This is a genomic window from Caulobacter sp. GW821-FHT10E02, from assembly GCF_059415225.1.
The window spans coordinates 1,030,249-1,049,799 of the sequence record NZ_JBWKMV010000002.1 but is presented as its reverse complement, the minus strand read 5'-3'; the positions used below and the strand labels follow the sequence as shown (position 1 = coordinate 1,049,799).

Annotated in this window: 20 protein-coding genes and 2 tRNA genes; 6 read left to right on the top strand and 16 right to left on the bottom strand. The window is 66.0% G+C overall.

Going from position 1 to position 19,551, the window contains the following annotated elements; translation table 11 throughout:
* Positions 1-22: 22 nt before the first annotated feature.
* Positions 23-1,255: a flavin monoamine oxidase family protein gene (locus AC07NI_RS14830; RefSeq protein ID WP_494620339.1), complete on the top strand. Its 1,233-nt coding sequence runs from the start codon at positions 23-25 to the stop codon at positions 1,253-1,255.
* Here the strand turns inward: AC07NI_RS14830 and mscL are convergent.
* The 6 genes from mscL to aroA all read right to left on the bottom strand — a co-directional run bounded on the left by mscL (position 1,245) and on the right by aroA (position 8,068).
* Positions 1,245-1,661 (bottom strand): large-conductance mechanosensitive channel protein MscL, encoded by a 417-nt coding sequence (gene mscL / locus AC07NI_RS14825; RefSeq protein WP_494620337.1) that lies wholly within the window; start codon positions 1,659-1,661, stop codon positions 1,245-1,247. The two genes, AC07NI_RS14830 and mscL, sit on opposite strands and share 11 nt — an antisense overlap.
* Before the next feature lie 84 nt (positions 1,662-1,745).
* A complete protein-coding gene (locus AC07NI_RS14820) occupies positions 1,746-2,036 on the bottom strand; it encodes an integration host factor subunit beta (RefSeq protein WP_010921415.1) in 291 nt (96 codons plus the stop codon).
* Positions 2,037-2,154: 118 nt separating this feature from the next.
* On the bottom strand, positions 2,155-4,098 hold the full coding sequence (locus tag AC07NI_RS14815) for a DUF3857 domain-containing protein (protein ID WP_494620334.1): 1,944 nt from the start codon (positions 4,096-4,098) through the stop codon (positions 2,155-2,157).
* Between the two features lie 135 nt (positions 4,099-4,233).
* Entirely contained in the window at positions 4,234-5,943 is a 1,710-nt protein-coding gene (rpsA, locus tag AC07NI_RS14810) for a 30S ribosomal protein S1 (RefSeq protein WP_494620332.1), read from the bottom strand.
* A 157-nt stretch (positions 5,944-6,100) separates the two neighbouring features.
* The gene (gene cmk / locus AC07NI_RS14805) at positions 6,101-6,733 is read right to left on the bottom strand and encodes a (d)CMP kinase (protein WP_494620330.1); all 633 of its coding nucleotides are present in this window, start codon (positions 6,731-6,733) and stop codon (positions 6,101-6,103) included.
* Between the two features lie 3 nt (positions 6,734-6,736).
* Positions 6,737-8,068 (bottom strand): 3-phosphoshikimate 1-carboxyvinyltransferase, encoded by a 1,332-nt coding sequence (gene aroA, locus AC07NI_RS14800; protein WP_494620328.1) that lies wholly within the window; start codon positions 8,066-8,068, stop codon positions 6,737-6,739.
* A gap of 117 nt (positions 8,069-8,185) precedes the next feature.
* Here aroA and AC07NI_RS14795 point away from each other — a divergent pair, with 117 nt between their 5' ends.
* The 4 genes from AC07NI_RS14795 (at position 8,186) to AC07NI_RS14780 (ending at position 10,720) form a co-directional block, all read left to right on the top strand.
* The gene (locus tag AC07NI_RS14795) at positions 8,186-8,653 is read left to right on the top strand and encodes a TIGR02300 family protein (RefSeq protein WP_494620326.1); all 468 of its coding nucleotides are present in this window, start codon (positions 8,186-8,188) and stop codon (positions 8,651-8,653) included.
* A 219-nt stretch (positions 8,654-8,872) separates the two neighbouring features.
* A tRNA-Ala gene (locus AC07NI_RS14790) sits at positions 8,873-8,948 on the top strand.
* Between the two features lie 989 nt (positions 8,949-9,937).
* A complete protein-coding gene (locus tag AC07NI_RS14785; RefSeq protein WP_494620324.1) occupies positions 9,938-10,366 on the top strand; it encodes an Hsp20 family protein in 429 nt (142 codons plus the stop codon).
* An 84-nt stretch (positions 10,367-10,450) separates the two neighbouring features.
* Complete coding sequence (locus AC07NI_RS14780; protein ID WP_354068258.1) at positions 10,451-10,720, top strand: DUF1150 family protein; 270 nt, start codon at positions 10,451-10,453, stop codon at positions 10,718-10,720.
* Positions 10,721-10,814: 94 nt separating this feature from the next.
* Here the strand turns inward: AC07NI_RS14780 and ptsN are convergent, their stop codons facing one another.
* The 9 genes from ptsN to AC07NI_RS14735 form a co-directional block, all read right to left on the bottom strand.
* Positions 10,815-11,279: a PTS IIA-like nitrogen regulatory protein PtsN gene (gene ptsN / locus AC07NI_RS14775; RefSeq protein WP_494620322.1), complete on the bottom strand. Its 465-nt coding sequence runs from the start codon at positions 11,277-11,279 to the stop codon at positions 10,815-10,817.
* An 86-nt stretch (positions 11,280-11,365) separates the two neighbouring features.
* On the bottom strand, positions 11,366-11,998 hold the full coding sequence (gene hpf / locus AC07NI_RS14770) for a ribosome hibernation-promoting factor, HPF/YfiA family (protein WP_494620320.1): 633 nt from the start codon (positions 11,996-11,998) through the stop codon (positions 11,366-11,368).
* Positions 11,999-12,061: 63 nt separating this feature from the next.
* Positions 12,062-12,673 carry an exopolysaccharide biosynthesis protein gene (locus AC07NI_RS14765; RefSeq protein ID WP_494620318.1) on the bottom strand — a complete coding sequence of 204 codons (612 nt, stop codon included), beginning with the start codon at positions 12,671-12,673 and terminating at the stop codon, positions 12,062-12,064.
* Positions 12,674-12,722: 49 nt separating this feature from the next.
* Positions 12,723-14,216 (bottom strand): RNA polymerase factor sigma-54, encoded by a 1,494-nt coding sequence (gene rpoN, locus AC07NI_RS14760; protein WP_494620316.1) that lies wholly within the window; start codon positions 14,214-14,216, stop codon positions 12,723-12,725.
* A 204-nt stretch (positions 14,217-14,420) separates the two neighbouring features.
* Positions 14,421-15,179 (bottom strand): LPS export ABC transporter ATP-binding protein, encoded by a 759-nt coding sequence (gene lptB / locus AC07NI_RS14755; RefSeq protein ID WP_494620314.1) that lies wholly within the window; start codon positions 15,177-15,179, stop codon positions 14,421-14,423.
* A gap of 12 nt (positions 15,180-15,191) precedes the next feature.
* Complete coding sequence (locus tag AC07NI_RS14750) at positions 15,192-15,749, bottom strand: LptA/OstA family protein (protein WP_494620550.1); 558 nt, start codon at positions 15,747-15,749, stop codon at positions 15,192-15,194.
* A 63-nt stretch (positions 15,750-15,812) separates the two neighbouring features.
* The gene (gene lptC / locus AC07NI_RS14745) at positions 15,813-16,475 is read right to left on the bottom strand and encodes an LPS export ABC transporter periplasmic protein LptC (protein ID WP_494620548.1); all 663 of its coding nucleotides are present in this window, start codon (positions 16,473-16,475) and stop codon (positions 15,813-15,815) included.
* Entirely contained in the window at positions 16,442-17,059 is a 618-nt protein-coding gene (locus AC07NI_RS14740) for a ribonuclease D (protein ID WP_494620312.1), read from the bottom strand. The genes lptC and AC07NI_RS14740 overlap by 34 nt, the downstream gene beginning before the upstream one ends.
* Positions 17,060-17,233: 174 nt before the next feature.
* A tRNA-Leu gene (locus tag AC07NI_RS14735) sits at positions 17,234-17,320 on the bottom strand.
* 167 nt (positions 17,321-17,487) lie between these two features.
* On the opposite strand from AC07NI_RS14735, the gene AC07NI_RS14730 reads away from it, so the two are divergent.
* Entirely contained in the window at positions 17,488-18,453 is a 966-nt protein-coding gene (locus AC07NI_RS14730) for a complex I NDUFA9 subunit family protein (RefSeq protein ID WP_494620546.1), read from the top strand.
* An 86-nt stretch (positions 18,454-18,539) separates the two neighbouring features.
* Here the strand turns inward: AC07NI_RS14730 and AC07NI_RS14725 are convergent, their stop codons facing one another.
* Positions 18,540-19,343 (bottom strand): undecaprenyl-diphosphate phosphatase, encoded by an 804-nt coding sequence (locus tag AC07NI_RS14725; RefSeq protein WP_494620310.1) that lies wholly within the window; start codon positions 19,341-19,343, stop codon positions 18,540-18,542.
* Between the last annotated feature and the right edge of the window lie 208 nt (positions 19,344-19,551).

Here is a 19,551-nt window from a genome sequence, read left to right as displayed (position 1 = left end):
CCCACGATCCGACGGAGATCTCATGGACGAGGTCGACATCGCGATCGTGGGCGCCGGCGCCGCTGGCCTGGCCGCCGCCGAGGCCGTGGCCGCCAGCGCTCTGACGGGCGTCCTGCTGGAGGCCCGCGACCGCCTCGGGGGCCGCGCCCACACCATCCAATCCTCGGTCGGTCCGATCGACCTCGGCTGCGAGTGGCTGCACTCGGCCGACGAGAACCCGCTGGTGGGCAAGGTCGAGGCCCTGGGCCTGACGATCGACAAGACCCCGCCGCCCTGGGCCAACATCACCGACAATCCGGTCTTCAGCCGCGAGGAGCGCGCCGAATTCGGCGAGGCGTTCATGGCCTTGGACGCGCGACTGGAAGCCGCCGCCCAGGACGGCGGCCCCGACCGCCCGGCCTCCGACCTGATGGATCCTGAGAACCGCTGGACCCCGCTCCTGAACGCCTTCAGCGCCTTCTACAATGGCGCGGAGTTCGACCAGGTCTCGCTGCACGACTACGCCGCCTATGAGGACACCGAGGTCAACTGGCGAGTCGCCGAGGGCTACGGCACGGCGATCGCCGGCCTGGGCGGCAAGCTGTCGACGCGGCTGTCCTGCCCGGTCAGCCTGATCCGCCATGACGGACCGCGCGTGGAGCTGGAGACCCCGCTCGGGACGATCTCGGCGCGGGCGGTGATCGTCTGCGTGCCGACCGCGATCCTGGCCACCGGCGCCCTTCGCTTCCTGCCCGCCCTGCAGGACAAGCTGGACGCCGCCGCCGGCCTGCCGCTGGGCCTGGCCGACAAGGTGTTCCTGTCGCTGGACGAGCCGGAGATGTTCGCGGCCGAGACCCAGCTCTATTCCGATCCCCACACCACGGCGACCGGGGCCTATCATCTACGGCCGCTGCACAAGCCGATGATCGAGGTGTTCTTAGGGGGAGCCCACGCCCGCGCGTTGGAAGGCCAGGGGCTTGGCGCGGCGGCGGCCTTCGCGGTCGACGGACTGGCCCAAGTCTACGGCGCCGACATCCGCTCCAAGGTGCACGTGATCGCCGAGACCCACTGGGCCGCCGACCCGTTCGCCGGCGGCTCCTATTCCCACGCCCTGCCCGGTCATGCCGGCGCGCGGGCGGTGCTGGCGGCGCCAGTCGACCAGCGCCTGTTCTTCGCCGGCGAAGCCTGCAGCCCCAACTTCTTCTCCACTGCCCACGGCGCCTGGCAGACGGGCCAGGCCGCGGCGCGGGCGGCGATCGAAAGCCTTACTTCTTAGCCAGCAGATCCCGGATCTCGGTCAACAACAGTTCCTGCGGGGTCGGGGCCGGCGGGACTTCTGGGGCGGGCGCTTCGGCGTCGGCGCGGCGGATGCCGTTGACCACCTTGACCAGCAGGAACACCACCATCGCGACGATGAAGAACTGGATCAGGGTGTTGATGAAGGCGCCGTACTGGATCGAGACCTTCTCGATCGCCTCGGTCGCCGGGTTCTCGGGGCGCAGCACCCATTCCAGCTTCGAGAAGTCGAGGCCGCCCGTCAGCAGGCCGATCGGCGGCATGATCACCTGATCGACCAGGCTTTTGACGATGCCGTTGAACGCCGCGCCGATGATCACACCGACGGCCAGGTCGATGACGTTGCCCCGCGCGATGAACTCGCGGAATTCCTTGACGACGCTCATGACAAATCCCTCGTCACCCTGAAAACAAGGCGCAAAGGCTGAAGGCGTTCGCCGCCCAGGGTCAACCCCGGGTCACGATTGTTGTTATTCGTCGCCGTCGGCGTTCAGGCGGGCGCGCAGTTCCTTGCCGCTCTTGAAGAACGGCACGTGCTTGGCGCGGACGTCCACCGCCTCGCCGGTGCGCGGGTTGCGGCCGGTGCGTGCGGGACGCGAACGGACCGACAGGGCCCCGAAGCCACGCAACTCAACCCGGCCGCCATCTTCCAAGGCGCCAATCATACGTTCCAGGATCACGCCGACTACGCGTTCGACGTCCTTCTGCGTCAGGTGCGGATTTTCATTCGCGAGCCTGGCGATGAGTTCAGACTTGATCATCGATATCCCCGGAACGCCCTTGGGAGGAAAAGGCGCGAGCGGACCTTTGCCCAACGATGGCTGAGTCTTCAAGGGGTTGCATGCGATTCTCGAACGGGGTTCGGTTAACAACCGCCCCTTACGAACCCTTCGGCGCGCGGATGATCATGGCCTGCTCGGCCAGCCGGCGACGCACCTTGTTGGCCTCCTCGGCCTGATCGAAGGGCAGTTCGCGCTCCAGGACCTGATCGGACTCGAAGAAACGCGCCTTGCCGCCGACAATCTCGGACGTCCGGATGACGTCGGCCGCGGCCAGCTTGCCATTGAAGGTCGGCCCCTTGACCGTGAAGCCGACCCCGCCGTCCGGCAGGGTGACCTCGACCAGGGCCTTCTTGAAGCTGGGGAAGGCCACGGCGAACGGCGCGTCGGCGTTGGGGCCCGGCTCGCGGCGGGGGAACTGGGCGGGCTTGTTGTTCCCCGACATCGGCAGACGCCATTCCATCAGGCCGACATCGTCGTTCAGCCGCCACTCCATGTCGGCGTCCCCCGCCATGACCAGGGTCACCACGCCGTCGTCGGCGAGCGTCCAGTCGATCGTGGCGATCCGCATCCAGCTGTTGGTCTTGGAGAAGCTCTCGCGGAAGGCGCGCTCGACCTCGGCGCGCGGGGCGTTTTCGATCAGGCGGGCCATTGACCGGGCCGTGTCGCCGCGCAGGACCAGGGTGACGACGGCCTTGGCCGGCTTGTCGAGGCCGGCCGAGGCGTCGAAGCGCATGGCCGCGTCCAGATCGGGACGGGTCGGCGGCTTCTGGACGATCGCCTCAAGGGTCGCGCCCGAGGCCTTGATCGGCAGGCCCCACAGGAACGGCGGCGCGCTGAGGGTCTGGAGACCGCCGCGATCGCCGGAGCGGGTGCCGTCCAGCCAGTAGGCCTTGCCGTCGATCGTGGCACGGACCAGCACGTGGTTGAACTGGCTGGCCGAGGGCACGCGCTGATCCAGGCCGTCGGCGGCCGGGTTGGCGAACACCACGACCGGCTCGGCCTGGATGTTCAGGCCTTTCAGGATGGCCAGCAGCAGGACGGTCTTGCCCTTGCAGTCGCCGAACCGGCGGGCCCAGGTCTCGTCGGCGCTGGCCGGCTTGTAGCCGCCGTCGCCCATGGCCAGCAGCAGGTAGCGGGTCTTGTCCTCGACCAACTTCAGAGCATTGAAAGCGCGGACCTTGGGGTCGGGGCTGGCGGCGGCGATGGCGGCGATCTCGGCCTTGATCGGCGAGTCCGCCTTCAGGGTCATGGCCTCGTTGTACAGCGCGGCCATAGGGGCGACCACGTCGTCCCAGCCGCGATAGGTCGTGGCCTGCAGCTCGCCGACCCTCTGGAAGCGCATCGGTGCGCCGGTCGGCGGCTTGGGCGCGGTCACGTTGGTCTGGTCGACCACCAGTTCGTTCAGCTCGCCCGCCTTGCCGATCTTCGGATCGGGGAAGCCGGGCGTGGCTTTCCAGACCAGCGGCGTACCGTCGGCCCACAGCATGCGCACGCGATAGCGCCCGGCCACCCCGGGCCAGCTCATGCGCTCGAAGCTGCTGACGCGCGGACCCAGGATCGGGTCACGCCGCTCGATGCTGTAGGCCCAGTCGACCATGTCGCCGACCCGCAGGTCCTTGATCTGGATCGTGGCGGTCATCCGGCCGTCCAGCATGGCCCGCTCGAGGTCCTTCTCGCGGCGCAGGACCAGGACGTCCTCGCCGGTCTTCAGGACGTCGATGCGCTGGCCGTCGCGGATGATGGCCAGGGTGTGCAGGGTGACCTTGTCGCGGTCGGGCTGCCAGGTGATCGACCGCGAGCCGGCCGACAGCCCCTGGGGCTTGGTCACCCGCGCGATGCGGCGGCTGTAGCTGTAGAGGCTGTCCTTGCCGAGCAGGGCCTGGCTGTCGTCCAGCACCGCCTGGAGGGCCGGAGCCTGGTCGTCGCTGGGCGGCGGGGTCGGGACCTCGGCCACCCGCACCCACGCGGCCGGCGGACCATAGGCGGGCTTCTCATCGGCCCACGCGGCAGTAGCCAGAGCCACGACCGAAACCGCGGCCATAGCCGCCCACCGCTGAACCACGCCACACCCCCGAAGCACTCAACCTGAAGCATCTGTGGCAGGGTTTCGCGCAAAAGAAAACGGCGGCGGGATTGCTCCCGCCGCCGCTGACTTCAACTCCAGTGGAGCCGAAGACTATTCCTTGGAAGCGCGCTCGCGGAGAGCGGCGCCCAGGATGTCGCCCAGCGAAGCGCCGGAGTCCGACGAGCCGAACTGCTCGATGGCTTCCTTCTCTTCGGCCATTTCCAGCGACTTGATCGACAGCGACACGCGGCGAGCCGCCTTGTCGATGTTGGTGATCTGAGCGTCGATGCGGTCGCCCACAGCGAAGCGCTCGGGGCGCTGTTCCTGACGGTCGCGCGACAGGTCCGACTTGCGGATGAAGGCCGACATCGGAGCGTCTTCTTCACCGAAGCGCACTTCGATGCCGCCCGTGGTGACTTCCGTCACGGTCACGGTCACGGTCTGGTTCTTGCGGTAGGTGTCGCCCGACATCGGGTCGCCAGCCAGCTGCTTGATGCCCAGCGAGATGCGTTCCTTCTCGATGTCGACATCCAGGACCTTCGCCTTGACGACGTCGCCCTTCTTGTAGCGCGCCATGGCTTCTTCGCCCGGGACGCTCCAGTCGATGTCCGACAGGTGCACCATGCCGTCGATGTCGTTGTCGAGGCCGATGAACAGACCGAATTCGGTCGCGTTCTTGACTTCGCCTTCGACCGACGAGCCGACCGGGTGAGCCTCAACGAAGGCTTCCCACGGGTTGGCCAGGGCTTGCTTCAGGCCCAGCGAAACGCGGCGCTTGGACGGATCGACGTCCAGCACGACCACGTCGACTTCTTGCGAGGTCGAGACGATCTTGCCGGGGTGGACGTTCTTCTTGGTCCAGGACATTTCCGAGACGTGCACCAGGCCTTCAACGCCGGCTTCCAGCTCCACGAAGGCGCCGTAGTCGGTGATGTTGGTGATGCGGCCCGTGAACTTGGCGCCGACCGGGTACTTGGCTTCAACGCCATCCCACGGATCCGACTGCAGCTGCTTCATGCCGAGGCTGATGCGCTGGGTGTCCGGGTTGATCTTGACGATCTGGACCTTCACGGTGTCGCCCACGGCGAGCACTTGGCTCGGGTGGTTGACGCGCTTCCAGCTCATGTCGGTGACGTGCAGCAGGCCGTCGATGCCGCCCAGGTCAACGAACGCACCGTAGTCGGTGATGTTCTTGACGACGCCTTCGCGGATTTCACCCTCTTGCAGCTGCGACACCAGTTCGGTGCGCTGCTCGGCGCGGGCTTCTTCCAGGATGGCGCGACGCGAGACGACGATGTTGCCGCGCGGACGGTCCATCTTGAGGATGGCGAAGGGCTGTTCCTTGCCCATCAGCGGGCCGACGTCGCGGACCGGACGGATGTCGACTTGCGAGCCCGGCAGGAAGGCCGAAGCGCCGCCCAGGTCGACGGTGAAGCCACCCTTCACGCGGCCGACGATGGCGCCCATGACGGGTTCGTTGCGGGCGTAGACGCCTTCCAGACGGGTCCAGGCTTCTTCGCGCTTGGCCTTTTCGCGGCTGATGACCGCTTCGCCCATCGCGTTTTCGAGGCGTTCCAGGAAGACTTCGACGGTGTCGCCGGTCTTGATGGTGGCCTTGCCATTTTCGTCGACGCCGAATTCCTTCAGCTGGACGCGACCTTCGGTCTTCAGACCGACGTCGATGATGGCGAAGTCCTTTTCGATCCCGACGACCAGGCCCTTGACGACGGTGCCTTCCGCGAAGTCGCGGCCGCCCATCGAGTCATTGAGGAGCGCTTCGAAATCGTCGCGCGTCGGGTTGAAGCTCATATCGTCAGCCATGCTGATCTTTAGTCTCTGAGGTTAGGGGAAGCCCTGTAGCGAGCGCCGCTGGAGAAAGCGGTTCTCGGGATTCCGGATGAAATGGGTTTCTGCGATCCCGCGATTTCTCTCTATCGCGGCGAGGTCGGCGGTGGATTTGCCCAGAGCTTGAAGGCTCCTAGCGGGCGCGCGCGTCCTCGACGATACGGCGGGCCGCATCGAAGGCCTGCTCTATACTCATTTCAGAGGTGTCGAGCAAGACGGCGTCCGCCGCCTGCGTCATCGGCGCGTCCTTGCGGCCGCCGTCGCGTTCGTCGCGCTTGCGGATATCGGCCAGGATCTCGTCGAAGGTGACGTTTTCGCCCTGCCCCACCAGCTGTTTCCAGCGGCGGTCGGCGCGGACCTCGGGGCTGGCGGTGACATAGAGCTTGGCCGGCGCCTCGGGGGCGATCACCGTGCCGATGTCGCGGCCGTCGATCACCGCGCCCGCCTCTTGCGTGGCGAAGGCGCGCTGCAGGTCGAACAGGGCCGAGCGCACGCCGGGATGGACGGCGCAGCGGCTGGCGGCCTCGCCGGCGGCGCGGGTGCGCACTTGCGGCTTCTCCAGCTCGGCCAGGGTCAGGCCACGAGCCTGGGCCTCGGCGAAGGTGGGGTCGTCGAGATCGCCGCCGGCGGCCAGGATCCGCACGCCCACGGCGCGGTACAGTAGGCCGGTGTCCAGCATCGGCAGGCCATAGGCCGCCGCCAGACGCGCGGCGATCGTGCCCTTGCCCGAAGCGGCCGGCCCGTCGACGGCGATCACAAAGCCCATGCCTCAGGCCTCGGCGAGCGTGGCGCCCAGGCCGCGCATCAGGTCGGCGAAGCCGGGGAAGCTGGTGGCGATCATGCCCGGCTCGTCGACCGAGACGGCCTCTTGCGCGGCCATGCCCAGGATCAGGTGGCTCATGGCGATCCGGTGATCGCCATGGGTGACCACGGTGGCCCCGCCCTTGGGCTGCTGACCAGTCCCGGTGACGATGAAGCCTTCCGGCTCCTCGATCACCTGGACGCCGCAGGCCTTCAGGCCGTTGGCGGTGAGGCTGATGCGGTCGCTTTCCTTGACGCGCATCTCGCCGACGCCGCGCATCACCGTCTCGCCTTCGGCGAAGGCGGCGGCGATGGCCAGGATCGGATATTCGTCGATCATCGACGGCGCGCGCTCGGGCGGCACGACCACGCCCTTGAGCTTGGAGTAGCGGGCGGTGATGTCGCCGACCTCTTCGCCGCTGGCGACGCGCTGGTTCGAGATCACCAAGTCGGCGCCCATTTCCTGCAGCGTCGTGAAGAGGCCGGTGCGCAGTTCGTTGAGCATCACGCCCTCGACCGTCACTTCCGAACCCGGGACGATCAGGCCGGCCACCAGCGGGAAGGCCGCCGACGACGGGTCGCCCGGAACGGCCACGTGGGTGCCGGTCAGCTTCTGGCCCTCAGGCAGGCGCACGTGGCGGAAGGTCTTCTCGCCGACCTTGCGGTCCTCGACGAGCACCTCGGCCCCGAAGGCGCGCAGCATGCGCTCGGTGTGGTCGCGGGTGGCTTCTGGCTCGACGACCTCGACGCCGCCCTCGGCGTGCAGGCCGGCCAGCAGCACGGCCGACTTCACTTGAGCGGACGCCATCGGCAGGGTGTAGTTGAGGCCGCGCAGATTGCCGCCCTTCAGGGTCAGGGGCAGGCGGCCCTTGTCGCGCCCCATCCAGGTCGCGCCCATGCGGGCCAGCGGATCAAGGACCCGGCTCATCGGCCGGCCACGCAGCGAGGCGTCGCCGGTGAAGGTGGCGCAGAGGGCGAAACCCGCCGCCGCGCCCATGATCAGGCGTACGCCGGTGCCGGCGTTGCCGCAGTCGATGACGTCGGAGGGCTCCTCGAAGCCGCCCTTACCCTCGATCCGCCAGCGGCCGACGCCTTCCTGCTCGACCCGCGCGCCGAAGGCCTGCATGGCCCGCGCGGTGGCGAGAACGTCATCGCCTTCCAGCAGGCCTTCCACCGTCGTCGTCCCAGACGCCAGCGCGCCCAGGATCATCGATCGGTGGGAAATGGACTTGTCACCCGGGGCCCGCACGATCCCTCGCAGAGCGCCTGCGGGTGCGCTCTTCAATCCAGCCGACGACATGCCGAAACCGGCTCCTTAGTACTTGGTGGTTTTCGCGAAGGGGTTTGCTTTTGACAGCGGGCTCTCGTCATGGCAAGTGACCGGCCGCTTTTCCCATCCGGATCAAAGGGTCGCCACTTGGCCAATCCCGAATTGGGCGCAAAACAAATTTGCCCCAACTGCCAATCCAAATTCTACGATCTCGACCGTCGCCCGGCCGTGTGTCCGAAGTGCGGTGAGACGTTCGACCCGGAAGAGGCGCTGAAGTCGCGCCGCGTCCGTGCTCGTTCGATCACGCCGGACTATGACGCCGAGGACGAGAAGCCCGCCCCCGCTCCCAAGGACGAGGACGGCTTCGAGGACGAGGCCGATGAAACGCCGGAACTCGACAAGGTCGAGCCGGACGTCATCGAGACCGAAGACGAAGACGCCGACCCGGGCGCGCCGACCCCCGCGGGCGGCGACGACCTGGGCGTGGACTTCGCCGAGGACGAAGAACTCGAAGACGAGGAAGCCGACGACGTTCCGTTCCTGGAGGACGAGGACGACGACGACAATCTCGACGACGAGATCGAAGGCCTGCCCGGCGAAGGCGCCGACGACTAAGAATACCTGGCGGGATAGCCGGTTTCGGACGTTCGAAACCGGCTATCCACAGGGGTTTTCAGGGGTGCGACATTTTTCTCGAAAAAAGTTCGAGAAGAGGCTTGATCCCAAAAAAATCCCGGACTAGTTTCCGCGCCTCTTCGGAGGGCGACGCAAGTCGAAACGCCGAAGAGACCAAGGATTTCCGAGAGTTACCGCAAGGTGTTCGAGGAAAAATTTGGGGCTATAGCTCAGCTGGTAGAGCGCTTGAATGGCATTCAAGAGGTCAGCGGTTCGACTCCGCTTAGCTCCACCATCAAGGCCCGGACGGAAACGTCCGGGCCTTGTCCATTTCTGGCTCTGAGCTAGCCCGCTCGCTCATCTCGCGCCTTTGCGAACGCAGCCTCAATTTCCGACAAGGATCTGAAGTCTCCCGGCAACACGCTGTGAACTTCCAACTTTTGAAGAGGTAGAGCGAGCGTACGGACATCCCCAAAGGCGGAATTGGCGAAGAAGCTAATGTCGACCAATCGCTCATCAACCCGCGGACTATCCAACGATAGAATGTAGCCAAAAGGCGGATGGGAAATTTCCGAAAATACCCGCCCAGTGGCCTCGGATAGGTCCACAAGCCCAGAGATTCCCGATCTCCTCGAACTCGTGGAAGCTGGATCCATCAGGCACACATGGAGCCTGACATCGTCCGGCAGGCCAGATACCTCTCGATTTAGAACGAAACGAGCAAGGTCCGGGCGGTTTGCAAAAAACTCCGGACCGCACGCGCTAGCGAACATGGCGAGGACCTGTTTGGCGACACGTAACGGCTTTATCTCAAAGCTAAGCTGACCCACGGGCCTAGATAGACTCTCCATTCCCTGTCGGGCCCAGGCAACGTATGCACTACCGTACCAGGATCCCGTATTGTTATTGCAATCTTGGCAAAGGCTAAATCGCCCAGAGCCACGCTGGTTCTGCTTGCGTGGGGCATTTGCAATGTCCTCGAAGGACTGCGCGCGCATAATGAAATTTATATCCGCCTCTAATGCCTTTTCATTATTGAAGGCAGACTGAGGCGGTATGTGCTCGAAAGTCATTTTCGCATCGGTACCGCAGATACAGCATTGCCCTTGAGGCGACTTATTCCGAGCCATAACGACGATCCCTTCTCAGCCAGAGCCTGCCACAGCGCCACCTCCCCTTGAACGCTCCGTCCACGGCCTCCACATCTGGAAGCGTGTCGCGGGGATCGGCGCCGATCCTCGGGTCTGTCTCCGCGAACGAAGTCGCTTGAGCGAGGACTTCGCGATGACCCGGACGATCCTGTTCGACAGCCCCTTCCTGCTGGGCTTCGAACACACCCGAGACCTGATCGAGCGCGCCGCCAAGGCCGCCTCGGAAAGCTATCCCCCATACAATGTCGAGCAGGCCGACAATGGCGGCGTGCGCATCACCCTCGCCGTGGCGGGCTTCTCGCCCGATCAGCTGCAGGTGACGGTCGAGGGCGGGCAGTTGGTCGTCGCCGGCAAGCGCGACGCCCTAGACAGCCGTACGGAGGCCGAGAGGGCCTTCCTGCACCGAGGGATCGCCGCGCGGGGCTTCGTGCGCACCTTCGTCCTCGCGGAGGGCATGGAGGTGACCGCCGCGACCCTCGAACACGGGCTGCTGCACGTCGACCTTGCCCGCCCCGAACCCGAGCGCCTGATCAAGCGCATTCCTATCCGTAGCGCGGGCTGAAAGCCGCGCGGAACCCGTCCCCTCCGGCATTGGCTCTGAACCGGCTGGAGAAAGGCGCGTTCCCTAATCAAGGAGGTGGTCATCATGACGCCTAACACCCACCACAACCCGCTCTTCACGAGCGAAGCGTTCGCGGCCCTTGGCGCCCCTGACCTCGTCTATGTTCGGCCGATCAAGGCGGCCGAGATTCTTGCCGACGTCCCCGAGGGCGTGGAGGACTTCAACCTGGCGCCCGATCAGACCCTTTACGCGGTTTGCCGCGCCGACGGCGCGCGCCTGGCCGTGATGATCGACCGCGACACGGCGATCGCCGCCGCCCTCGCCCACGAACTGGCGCCGGTTTCGGTTCACTAAAATCTTGAGAAGGGCCGCCCGCGTTGGGCGGCCTTTCCAAAGCGCGCCTGGGCGCGCTTGTAATGAGAAAGCTAAAGCCTGCCAAAGGCAGGGTTTAGGCGGCCGTGCTGGTCGCTTCGTGCGTCAGCAGCACATGGATGGCGTCGGCCGAGCGCGCCTGGCGCAGGGCCGTCCGCATCGCGGGCTGGCGCATCATCCGCGCCACCCGCGCCAGGGCCCGCAGATGCTGGGCATTGGCTTCGCGCGGGGCGAACAGGGCCACCAGAAGGTCCACCGGCTTGTCGTCCAGGGCGTCGAAGGCCACGGGGGCGTCCAGGCGCACCAAGACCGCGCGGACGCGGTCCAGGCCATCGATACGCGCATGCGGAATGGCCACACCTTCGCCCACGCCGGTCGAGCCGGCGGCTTCGCGGTCCGCGAGACCTTCGAGGGTGAGATCAGCGTCGATACCCAGCACGCGGGCGGCGACGTCGGCGACCAGGGAAAGCGCCTGGCGCTTGCCGGGCGCGCCAGCGCGCAGCGCGACCGCCCCGGGGTCCAGAAGATCGCCAATGGTCATGGACGTAACAAGCTCGCTAGATGCCGACCGTCTTGGCGCCGTCGCCGCGAATCCGCCGCGACGGCGCCAGACCATGAAGGACCTGGTTAGCTCGCAGTTGACCCGTGCCCGTTCAGCGACTTCGTGCGTTCGGGGTCGATCCAGCCGATATTCCCGTCTGGACGTCGATAGACCACGGACAACCCGCCGTGGGCGGCGTTCCTAAACACGATTGCCGGGTATGCGGTCAAGTCCAGTTCCATGACAGCCATGGAAACGGTCATTGTCTTCACGGCGGCCTGGGTTTCCGCGATGACCATCGCCGCGGGCGCGCCCGTCGGGTGGTCGGCATCCACATCCCAGTCGTGCTCTTCGTGCTCTTCGACTTCGGGAGCCTTGAGGACGAACATCGCGGCGTTCTCGACCTGCTTGGCCGTGGCCGCTTCCGAGTGGCTCTTCAGCCGCCGCTTGTACCGTCGAATCCGGGTGTCGATCTTGGACAGCGCGGAGTCGAACGCGGCGTGCGCGTCGCCTCCCGATCCATGACTGATGAGCTGCTGGCCCGAAGCCAATTTTACCGAGCAATCGACACGGAAGGCGTAGCCTTCCTTGCTGACCACGACCTCGGCGTTGCCGCCGCGATCGAAGTATTTCCCAATGCTCAGGGCGATTTCGTCGGAGACTCGCACTCGCAGAGCCTCACCAACGTCGACATGCTTGCCGGAGACTTGGACTTGCATTCGAGTACAACGCGCCTGTCGCAGGCGGGTGTCAAGCGGGGCTTTAAACGTCTGTGGACGGTCTCAGAACAGGCCTGAAAACACCCCGAGGAGCTTGCGCACGGCCATCACGACAACGTGCGCGCTGACGAACAGCAGAGCCCCGCTACCGAGGGCCATCAGGTAGCCCAACAGCGCCAGAACGCCGTCCCTTTGCAGCAGAGCCAGCGCCAGTACGGCGACCGTCGCGCCGGGCGCCAGGTTGCCCAGGGGGATGGGCAAAACGAGCACCAAAGCCAGCAAGGTGCAGACCACGCCGATCGCCCTCTCGCCCAATGGTGCGAACATCGGCCGCAGGCGCGGACGGGTGATCAGCTCCATGCTGCGCACGATCGGACCCAACCGGCGAAAGAGGCCGCGCAGGTCGTCGCGCTTCAGCGGCTTCTCCATCAGCCCGCGCGGCAGCCACGGCGTGTCGGCGCCCATGGCGATCTGCGGGGCCAGGAACAGGATCGGCAGCGACAGGAGGGTCGAGGAGCCCGGCGGCAGCGGCAGGGTGTTCAGCAGGCCGAAAACCAGCAGCATGGCCCCGAAGGCGCGGCTGTCGAACGCTTCGAGCATCTCGCCCACCGTCAGGACGGGTCGGGCGTCCTCGCCGAAACCCTCGATGACGTCCGCAAGCGACTTCTCGTGCATTCAAACCTCGTACGGCCCGCTCAGGAACGCGCGAGGGGCGCTTTTAGCGTCAGGCCGAAACCTTCATCTGACGGCGACGCTCCACCGACGACGGGATCCGCATGGCCTCGCGATACTTGGCCACGGTCCGGCGGGCGATGTCGACCCCGGCGGCCTTGAGAATTTCGACGATGGCGTCGTCGGAGTGGACATCGGCTTCCGTCTTCTCGGCCTCGACCAGGCCCTTGATCTTGTGGCGGACGCTGGCGGCCGAGTGGGCCTCGCCGCCTTCCGACGACTGGATGGCGGAGGTGAAGAAGAACTTCAGCTCGAACACCCCGCGCGGCGTGGCGATGTACTTGTTGGAGGTGACGCGGCTGACCGTGCTCTCGTGCATGCCGATGGCGTCGGCGACGGTCTTCAGGTTCAGCGGGCGCAGGTGCTCGACGCCGAAGGCCAGGAAGCCGTCCTGCTGGCGGACGATCTCGCTGGAGACCTTCAGAATGGTCTTGGCGCGCTGGTCCAGGCTTTTCACCAGCCAGTTGGCGGTGGCCATGCAGTCGGCGACGAAGGTCTTCTCCTGGTCGCTGCGCGCGCCCTTGGCCACGCGGGCGTGATAGCGCTGGTCGACCAGCACGCGCGGCAGAGTGTCGGTGTTCAGCTCGACGTGCCACATGCCGCCCAGGCCTTCGCGAACCATGACGTCGGGCACCAGGGTCTCGGCCGTCTCGCTGTGATAGGCCGCGCCGGGACGCGGGTTCAGCGCGCGGATCTCGGCGACCATTTCGCGCAGGTCTTCCTCGTCCACGCCGCACAGGCGACGCAAGCTGGCCATGTCGCGCTTGGCCAGCAGCTCGAGATTGTCGAGCATCGCCGCCATGGCGGGGTCGTAGCGGTTCTGGTCCTTCAGCTGCAGCGCCAGGCACTCGCGGACGTCGCGGGCGAAGACGCCGACGGGCTCGAAGCCCTGCAGGGTGGCTAGGGTCTCCTCAACCAGCTCCAGGGCGCAGCCCAGGCGCTCAGCCAGCTCGGTGACGTCGAGGCGCAGGTAGCCGCCCTCGTCGACGGCGTCGATCAGGATCTCGGCGATGGCGTTGCGGGCGGGCGACAGGGCCGCCTGGACCAGTTGCGAACGCAGGTGAGCGGAAAGCGTGGGGACATCGGTCAGGGCGCTCTCATAGCCCTCGTCGCCTTCGAACGAGCCGCCGCCGCCGGCGCGCGACCAGTCGATCTGGCCGCCAGCGTGTTCGGCTTCGGCGCCGTCGCCCGTGGCGCGCTCGCCCGGCGAGACGTCTTCGTGCGGGGTGTCCATCTCGCGCCCAGCCGTCGTGTCGGCCACGGCGTCCAGCTGGGTCAGGCTGGCGTCGCGTTCGCTCTCGACCTCTTTGGCCGGTTCGGACTCGCCCTCATCGCGTTGCAGGAGCGGGTTACGCTCCAGCTCCTGCTCGACGAAGGCGTCGAGCTCGATGTTCGACAGTTGCAGAAGCTTGATAGCCTGCTGCAGCTGCGGGGTGATGACGAGGCCCTGACCCTGACGGATCTCGAGGCGGTGGCTGAGCGCCAATGCGCCCTCCTGACAAATCGAAAAACTTCGATCGCCATTGAAGGGCCTGTTTGGTTAACGGGTCGCCAACGCCTGCAATTCTTGGGCCGGTGCGACGTTCCGTCCCGGAAAATATCGTGCCAGGGCCATTAACCCTTATGGAGCAAGCACTTGATCCGGGTGCGGAGGGGTGACGCAGGCGCCTTTTGCCCACCCCTGCGCGGATTAATCACCGAGGCGAGGCTCGCTGAAGCTGTCGCCCAGATAGACGCGCTTAACTTCCGGGTTCTCGACGATCTCGCGCGGCGAGCCCTCGAACAGGACCTCGCCAGCGTGGATGATCGAGGCGCGGTCGATGATGTCCAGCGTCTCGCGCACATTGTGGTCGGTGATCAGGATGCCGATGCCGCGACCCTTGAGGTAGCCGATCACTTCGCGGATGTCGGCGATGGCCAGCGGATCGATGCCGGCGAACGGCTCGTCCAGCAGCATGAACGACGGCTCGGAAGCCAGGGCGCGGGCGATTTCCACGCGGCGGCGCTCACCGCCCGACAGGGCGACGGCCGGCGACTTGCGGATATGGGTGATGCGCAGCTCTTCCAGGATGCTGGTGACCTGCTCGCGCGCCTTGCGCGGGTCCTTCTGGCGCATCTCGACTACGGCCATGACGTTCTGCTCGACCGTCATGCCCCGGAAGATCGAGGCTTCCTGCGGCAGGTAGCCGACGCCGAGGCGCGCGCGCTGGAACATCGGCTGCGAGGTGATGTTCTCGCCGTCCAGATAGATCGCGCCGTAGTCGGCGGCGATCAGGCCCGTGACCATGTAGAAGCAGGTCGTCTTGCCGGCGCCGTTCGGGCCCAGCAGGCCGGCCACTTCGCCGCGCTTGAGGCGCAGGGAGACGTTCTTGACGACCGGACGGTCGCCGAACGACTTGCCCACGGAATCGACGAACAGGCCGTCCGTGTCGTTGGGGTTCAGGGCCATGTAACGCGAATCCTAGCGCGGGGCGGCGGGTTGAGCGGGCGCGGCCGGCGCGTCGTTCTTCTTGTCGTCCTGGTAGAACACCGCGCGGACCCGGCGAGGCGAGGCCTTGGCGTTCGATTCCAGCTTGGCGTCGTTGGTCTTGGTGTTGACCGTCAGCTTGTCGCCGCGCGCCACGTCCTTGCCCTTCACCAGCACCACGTCGCCGGTGACGATCGCGATGTTGTTGTCGAAGGTGTAGACGGCGCGGTCGCCGCGGGCGGTCTGGGTGTCGCTGACCATGTAGACGCCGCCTTCGGCTTCCATGCGCTGGGCCGCGCCGCAGGAATTGGCGCCGTCGGCCGAAGCGCCGGGCTTCTTGGCGCTGTAGACGGTCACCTTCTGGGCGCGCAGGCGCGAGCGGTTCTGCAGGATCTCCACGTTACCGGTGAAGATCGTGATGCACTTGCTGTTGATCGTTTCCTGATTGTCAGCGGAAACGTCCACGGGCGTGCTGGAATCCTGGGCATAGGCCGTGCCCATCCCACCCAGGATCAACGCGGTCATCATCGCCGCCGCCGTCCGTCGCTTCATCAGAACCATGTCCTTATCCGTCGCGGCCCGCTTCTTTGAGCGAACCTGCGCCATTGATCTTCTTTACTGCCGTTCGAACCGGGCGCGAACCCCACCCCGGAATATGACGCGATCGCCCTTGTCATATACGGAGTAGGCGTTGGATTGCACCTGTCCGCTGGGGCCTTCGCCATTCATTGTGCTTTCGCCGGTGACGTCGCCGCTCTTGGTGTCGACGAAGGATTCCTCCGACGCGAACCGGTAACCGGTGCCATCGTCCAGCCGGACGTCGTCCTTCAGGTTCAGGCCGAAATTGTCCTGGCGGTAGACGCCGTGCTTGGCGGTCATCCGCGTGGGCGTGGGCGAGCCCAGATCCAGGGTCAGGGCCGGCTCGTCCAGGATGATGCGGCGCGGGTCGTTGTCGTCGCGGATCGCCGAGCGCGCGGTGATCATGAAGCTGCGCCCGTCGGTCGACTGACCGTAAAAGCGCGGCGTGATCAGACGGATCTCGGTCTTGGCCTCGGTCGGCGGATGGGTGGCGGCCATGTAGGTGCGCCAGCCGACCTGCGAGGCGACGATCAGCAGCAGGCCCGCGATCGCGGCCGGCAGAAGGATGCGCGCGGCCAGGACACGACGCGAGCGGCGACGCCAGCGCGCGAGGTCGGCGCTCATCGTTCGTCCGGTCATGACCGCGGCCTGTTGCATCGCGTCCGTCAGCTGTGGGCGAAGATGTCCATCTCTTCCCAGCCGGCCAGGTCGAGCGAGGCGCGGTGGGGGAGATAGTCGAAGGCGGCCTGGGCGTGGGCCATGCGGCCTTCACGTTCCAGCATGGCGTTCAGCTTCAGGCGCAGCGCGTGCAGGTGCAGCACGTCCGAGGCGGCGTAGGCCACCTGGTCGGCGCTCAAGCTGGGCGCGCCCCAGTCCGAAGACTGCTGCACCTTGGACAGCTCGACGCCCAGCAACTCGCGCGTCACGTCCTTCAGGCCGTGGCGGTCGGTATAGGTGCGGGCCAGCTTCGAGGCGATCTTGGTGCAGTAGACGGGTGCGGTCACCACACCCAGATGGAGTTCGAACATGGCGATATCAAAGCGGCCGAAGTGAAAAAGCTTCAGCACGTTCGGATCGGTCAGCAGCGCCTTCAGATTCGGGCAGTCATAGGTGTCGCGATTCAGGCGCACGACGTGGGCGTCGCCGTCGCCGGCTCCCAGCTGGACCACGCACAGCGGGTCACGGCCCAGGCGCAGGCCCATGGTCTCCGAATCGATGGCGATGACGCCAACGCCGGCGAACACGCCATCGGGCAGGTCGCCCTCGTGAACGAAATTGGCCAAGTCTCAGAAATCTCCGGCGAACATGTCTGGTCGCGCTCGCGTGAACACGACGAACCACACGCCCGATAAGAGCGCGTGACACTTATACTCACGATGAACGGGATATCTATCCGTCGGGCGGTCTCGCCGTCAGGAAGTTGGCGCCACCCCCGCTTCAAAGAAGCTTGTAAGGGGTGGTGCCCAGGAGAGGACTCGAACCTCCACGACCTTTCGGTCACTGGCACCTGAAGCCAGCGCGTCTACCAATTCCGCCACCTGGGCCCGCTGCGCAACCGGGTAGGTCGCTGCGAGGCCGGGACGTTTAGGGAAAGCTTCTGACGCCGTCAACAGACAAAAATCGATAAGTCGCGATTTCATTGCGAAGCCGCTCTCAGTCGTCTAATTCCCCGTTATCGCGATGGGGTCATCGCAGGCGACGAGGAATGAAGATGCAAGGTCTGGTCACGGTGTTCGGCGGCTCCGGTTTCGTGGGCGGCCAGGTCGTGCGGGCGCTCGCCAAGGCGGGCCATCGCGTTCGGGTGGCCGTGCGCCAGCCCAACCTCGCCTACAAGATGCGGATGCTGGGCGATGTCGGCCAGATCGAGGTGGTCCAGGCCAATATCCGCAACCCGGCCTCCATCGCCCGCGCGCTGGACGGGGCCGAGGCCTGCGTGAACCTGGTGGGCGTGCTCTGGGAGAGCGGCCGCCAGAAGTTCCAGTCGATCCACGTCATGGCCGCTCAGAACGTGGCTCAGGCCGCCGCCAAGGCCGGCGTGAAGAACCTGGTCCACATCAGCGCCCTGGGCGCCAACGCCGAGTCGGAGTCGAAGTACTTCCGCACCAAGGCCGAGGGCGAAGCCGCCGTTCGCGCCGCCTTCCCGGGCGCGACCATCGTGCGTCCGTCGCTGGTGTTCGGCGTCGACGACAAGTTCTTCAATAAGTTCGCCCAGATCGCTGCCCTGTCGCCGATCATGCCGCTGGTCGGCGGCGACAGCCGCGTCCAGCCGGTGTTCGTCGCCGATGTCGCCGCCGTGATCGCCAAGGCCGTGGCCAACCCGGCCGCCGTCGGCGTGACCTACGAACTGGGCGGCCCGACCGTCTACACGATGCGCGAGATCCTCCAGCTGATCCTGACCGAGACCGGCCGCAACCGTCCGCTGGCCCCGCTGCCCTGGCCGATCGCTTCGCTGATCGGCTCGCTGGGCGACATCCAGGCCGGACTCATCCCCTGGGCCCCGCCGCTGACCAGCGACCAGGTCGAGATGCTGAAGACCGACAACGTCGCCGACCATGGCCTGCCGGGCCTGGCCGAGGCCGGCGTCATCGGCACGGCCGTCGAGGCCGTGGTCCCGACCTACCTCTACCGCTACCGCAAGGGCGGCCAGTACGCCGAGACCCCGGCGGGCGCGTTCTAGGGCTTCACGGCCTGTCGAAACGAAGAAGGGCGGACGCCGCGAGGCACCCGCCCTTTTTGTTTTCGGCTTCTCGCCGCCGGCTCGACCTAGTGGTGCAGGTACAGCACCGCCAAGCCACCGATGCCGACCGCGATCCGCCACCAGGCGAACGGGGCGAAGCCGCGCTTGCCGATGAAGTCGAGCATGTACTTGATGGCCAGCAGGCCCGACAGGAACGACACGACAAAGCCGATGCCGACGATGCCGATATGGCCCGCGTCCAGGGCGTCGCGGTTCTTGTAGACGTCCAGGGCGAAGGCCCCGACCATGATCGGGATGGCCATGAAGAAGCTGAACTCGGCCGCGGCCCGGCGCTCGATGCCGAACAGCATGGAGCCGACGATGGTCGAGCCCGAGCGCGAGACGCCCGGGATCAGCGACAGGCACTGGAACAGGCCGACGATCAGAACCTTGTGCAGCGGCAGGTCCATGGCGTCGTGATCGACGGCCGGCGGAGCCTTTTTGTCGATGGCGAGCAGGATCATCCCGCCGATCAGCAGCGACCAGCAGATGATCAGCGGGCTCTCGAACAGGAACTTCTTGATCACGTCGTGCAGCAGCAGACCCGCCGCGAAGGCCGGGATCACCGCGACGATGACGCTGAGCGCGAAGCGGCGCGCTTCGGGCTTGGTCGGCAGGCCGATCAGCACGCCCCACAGTTTCTGGAAATAGAGGGCCACCACCGCCAGGATCGCGCCCAGCTGGATCAGGACGATGAAGGTGTCCCACGAGGGGTCCTTGAGCCCCATCAGCTCCTTGGTCAGCAGAAGATGGCCTGTCGAAGAGACGGGAATGAACTCCGTCAGCCCCTCGACCAGACCCAGAATGATCGCGCTCAGCCAATCCGGCATATTCTCGGCTCCAAACCCCGATCTGGCGTGCGCCCGACACGGTAAACAGGTCGTAAATCCACAAAGTGGACTATTTTGAGGTCATATTGCGAGTCGATCTCAAAGACCCCGCCTACAACACGGATATATAGGTCTACTTATTTGACCATGACATTCTTCTTGCCCGAAAGAGTCCGTATGAGGCCCGTCTGAGCAATTTTTCTCCCGT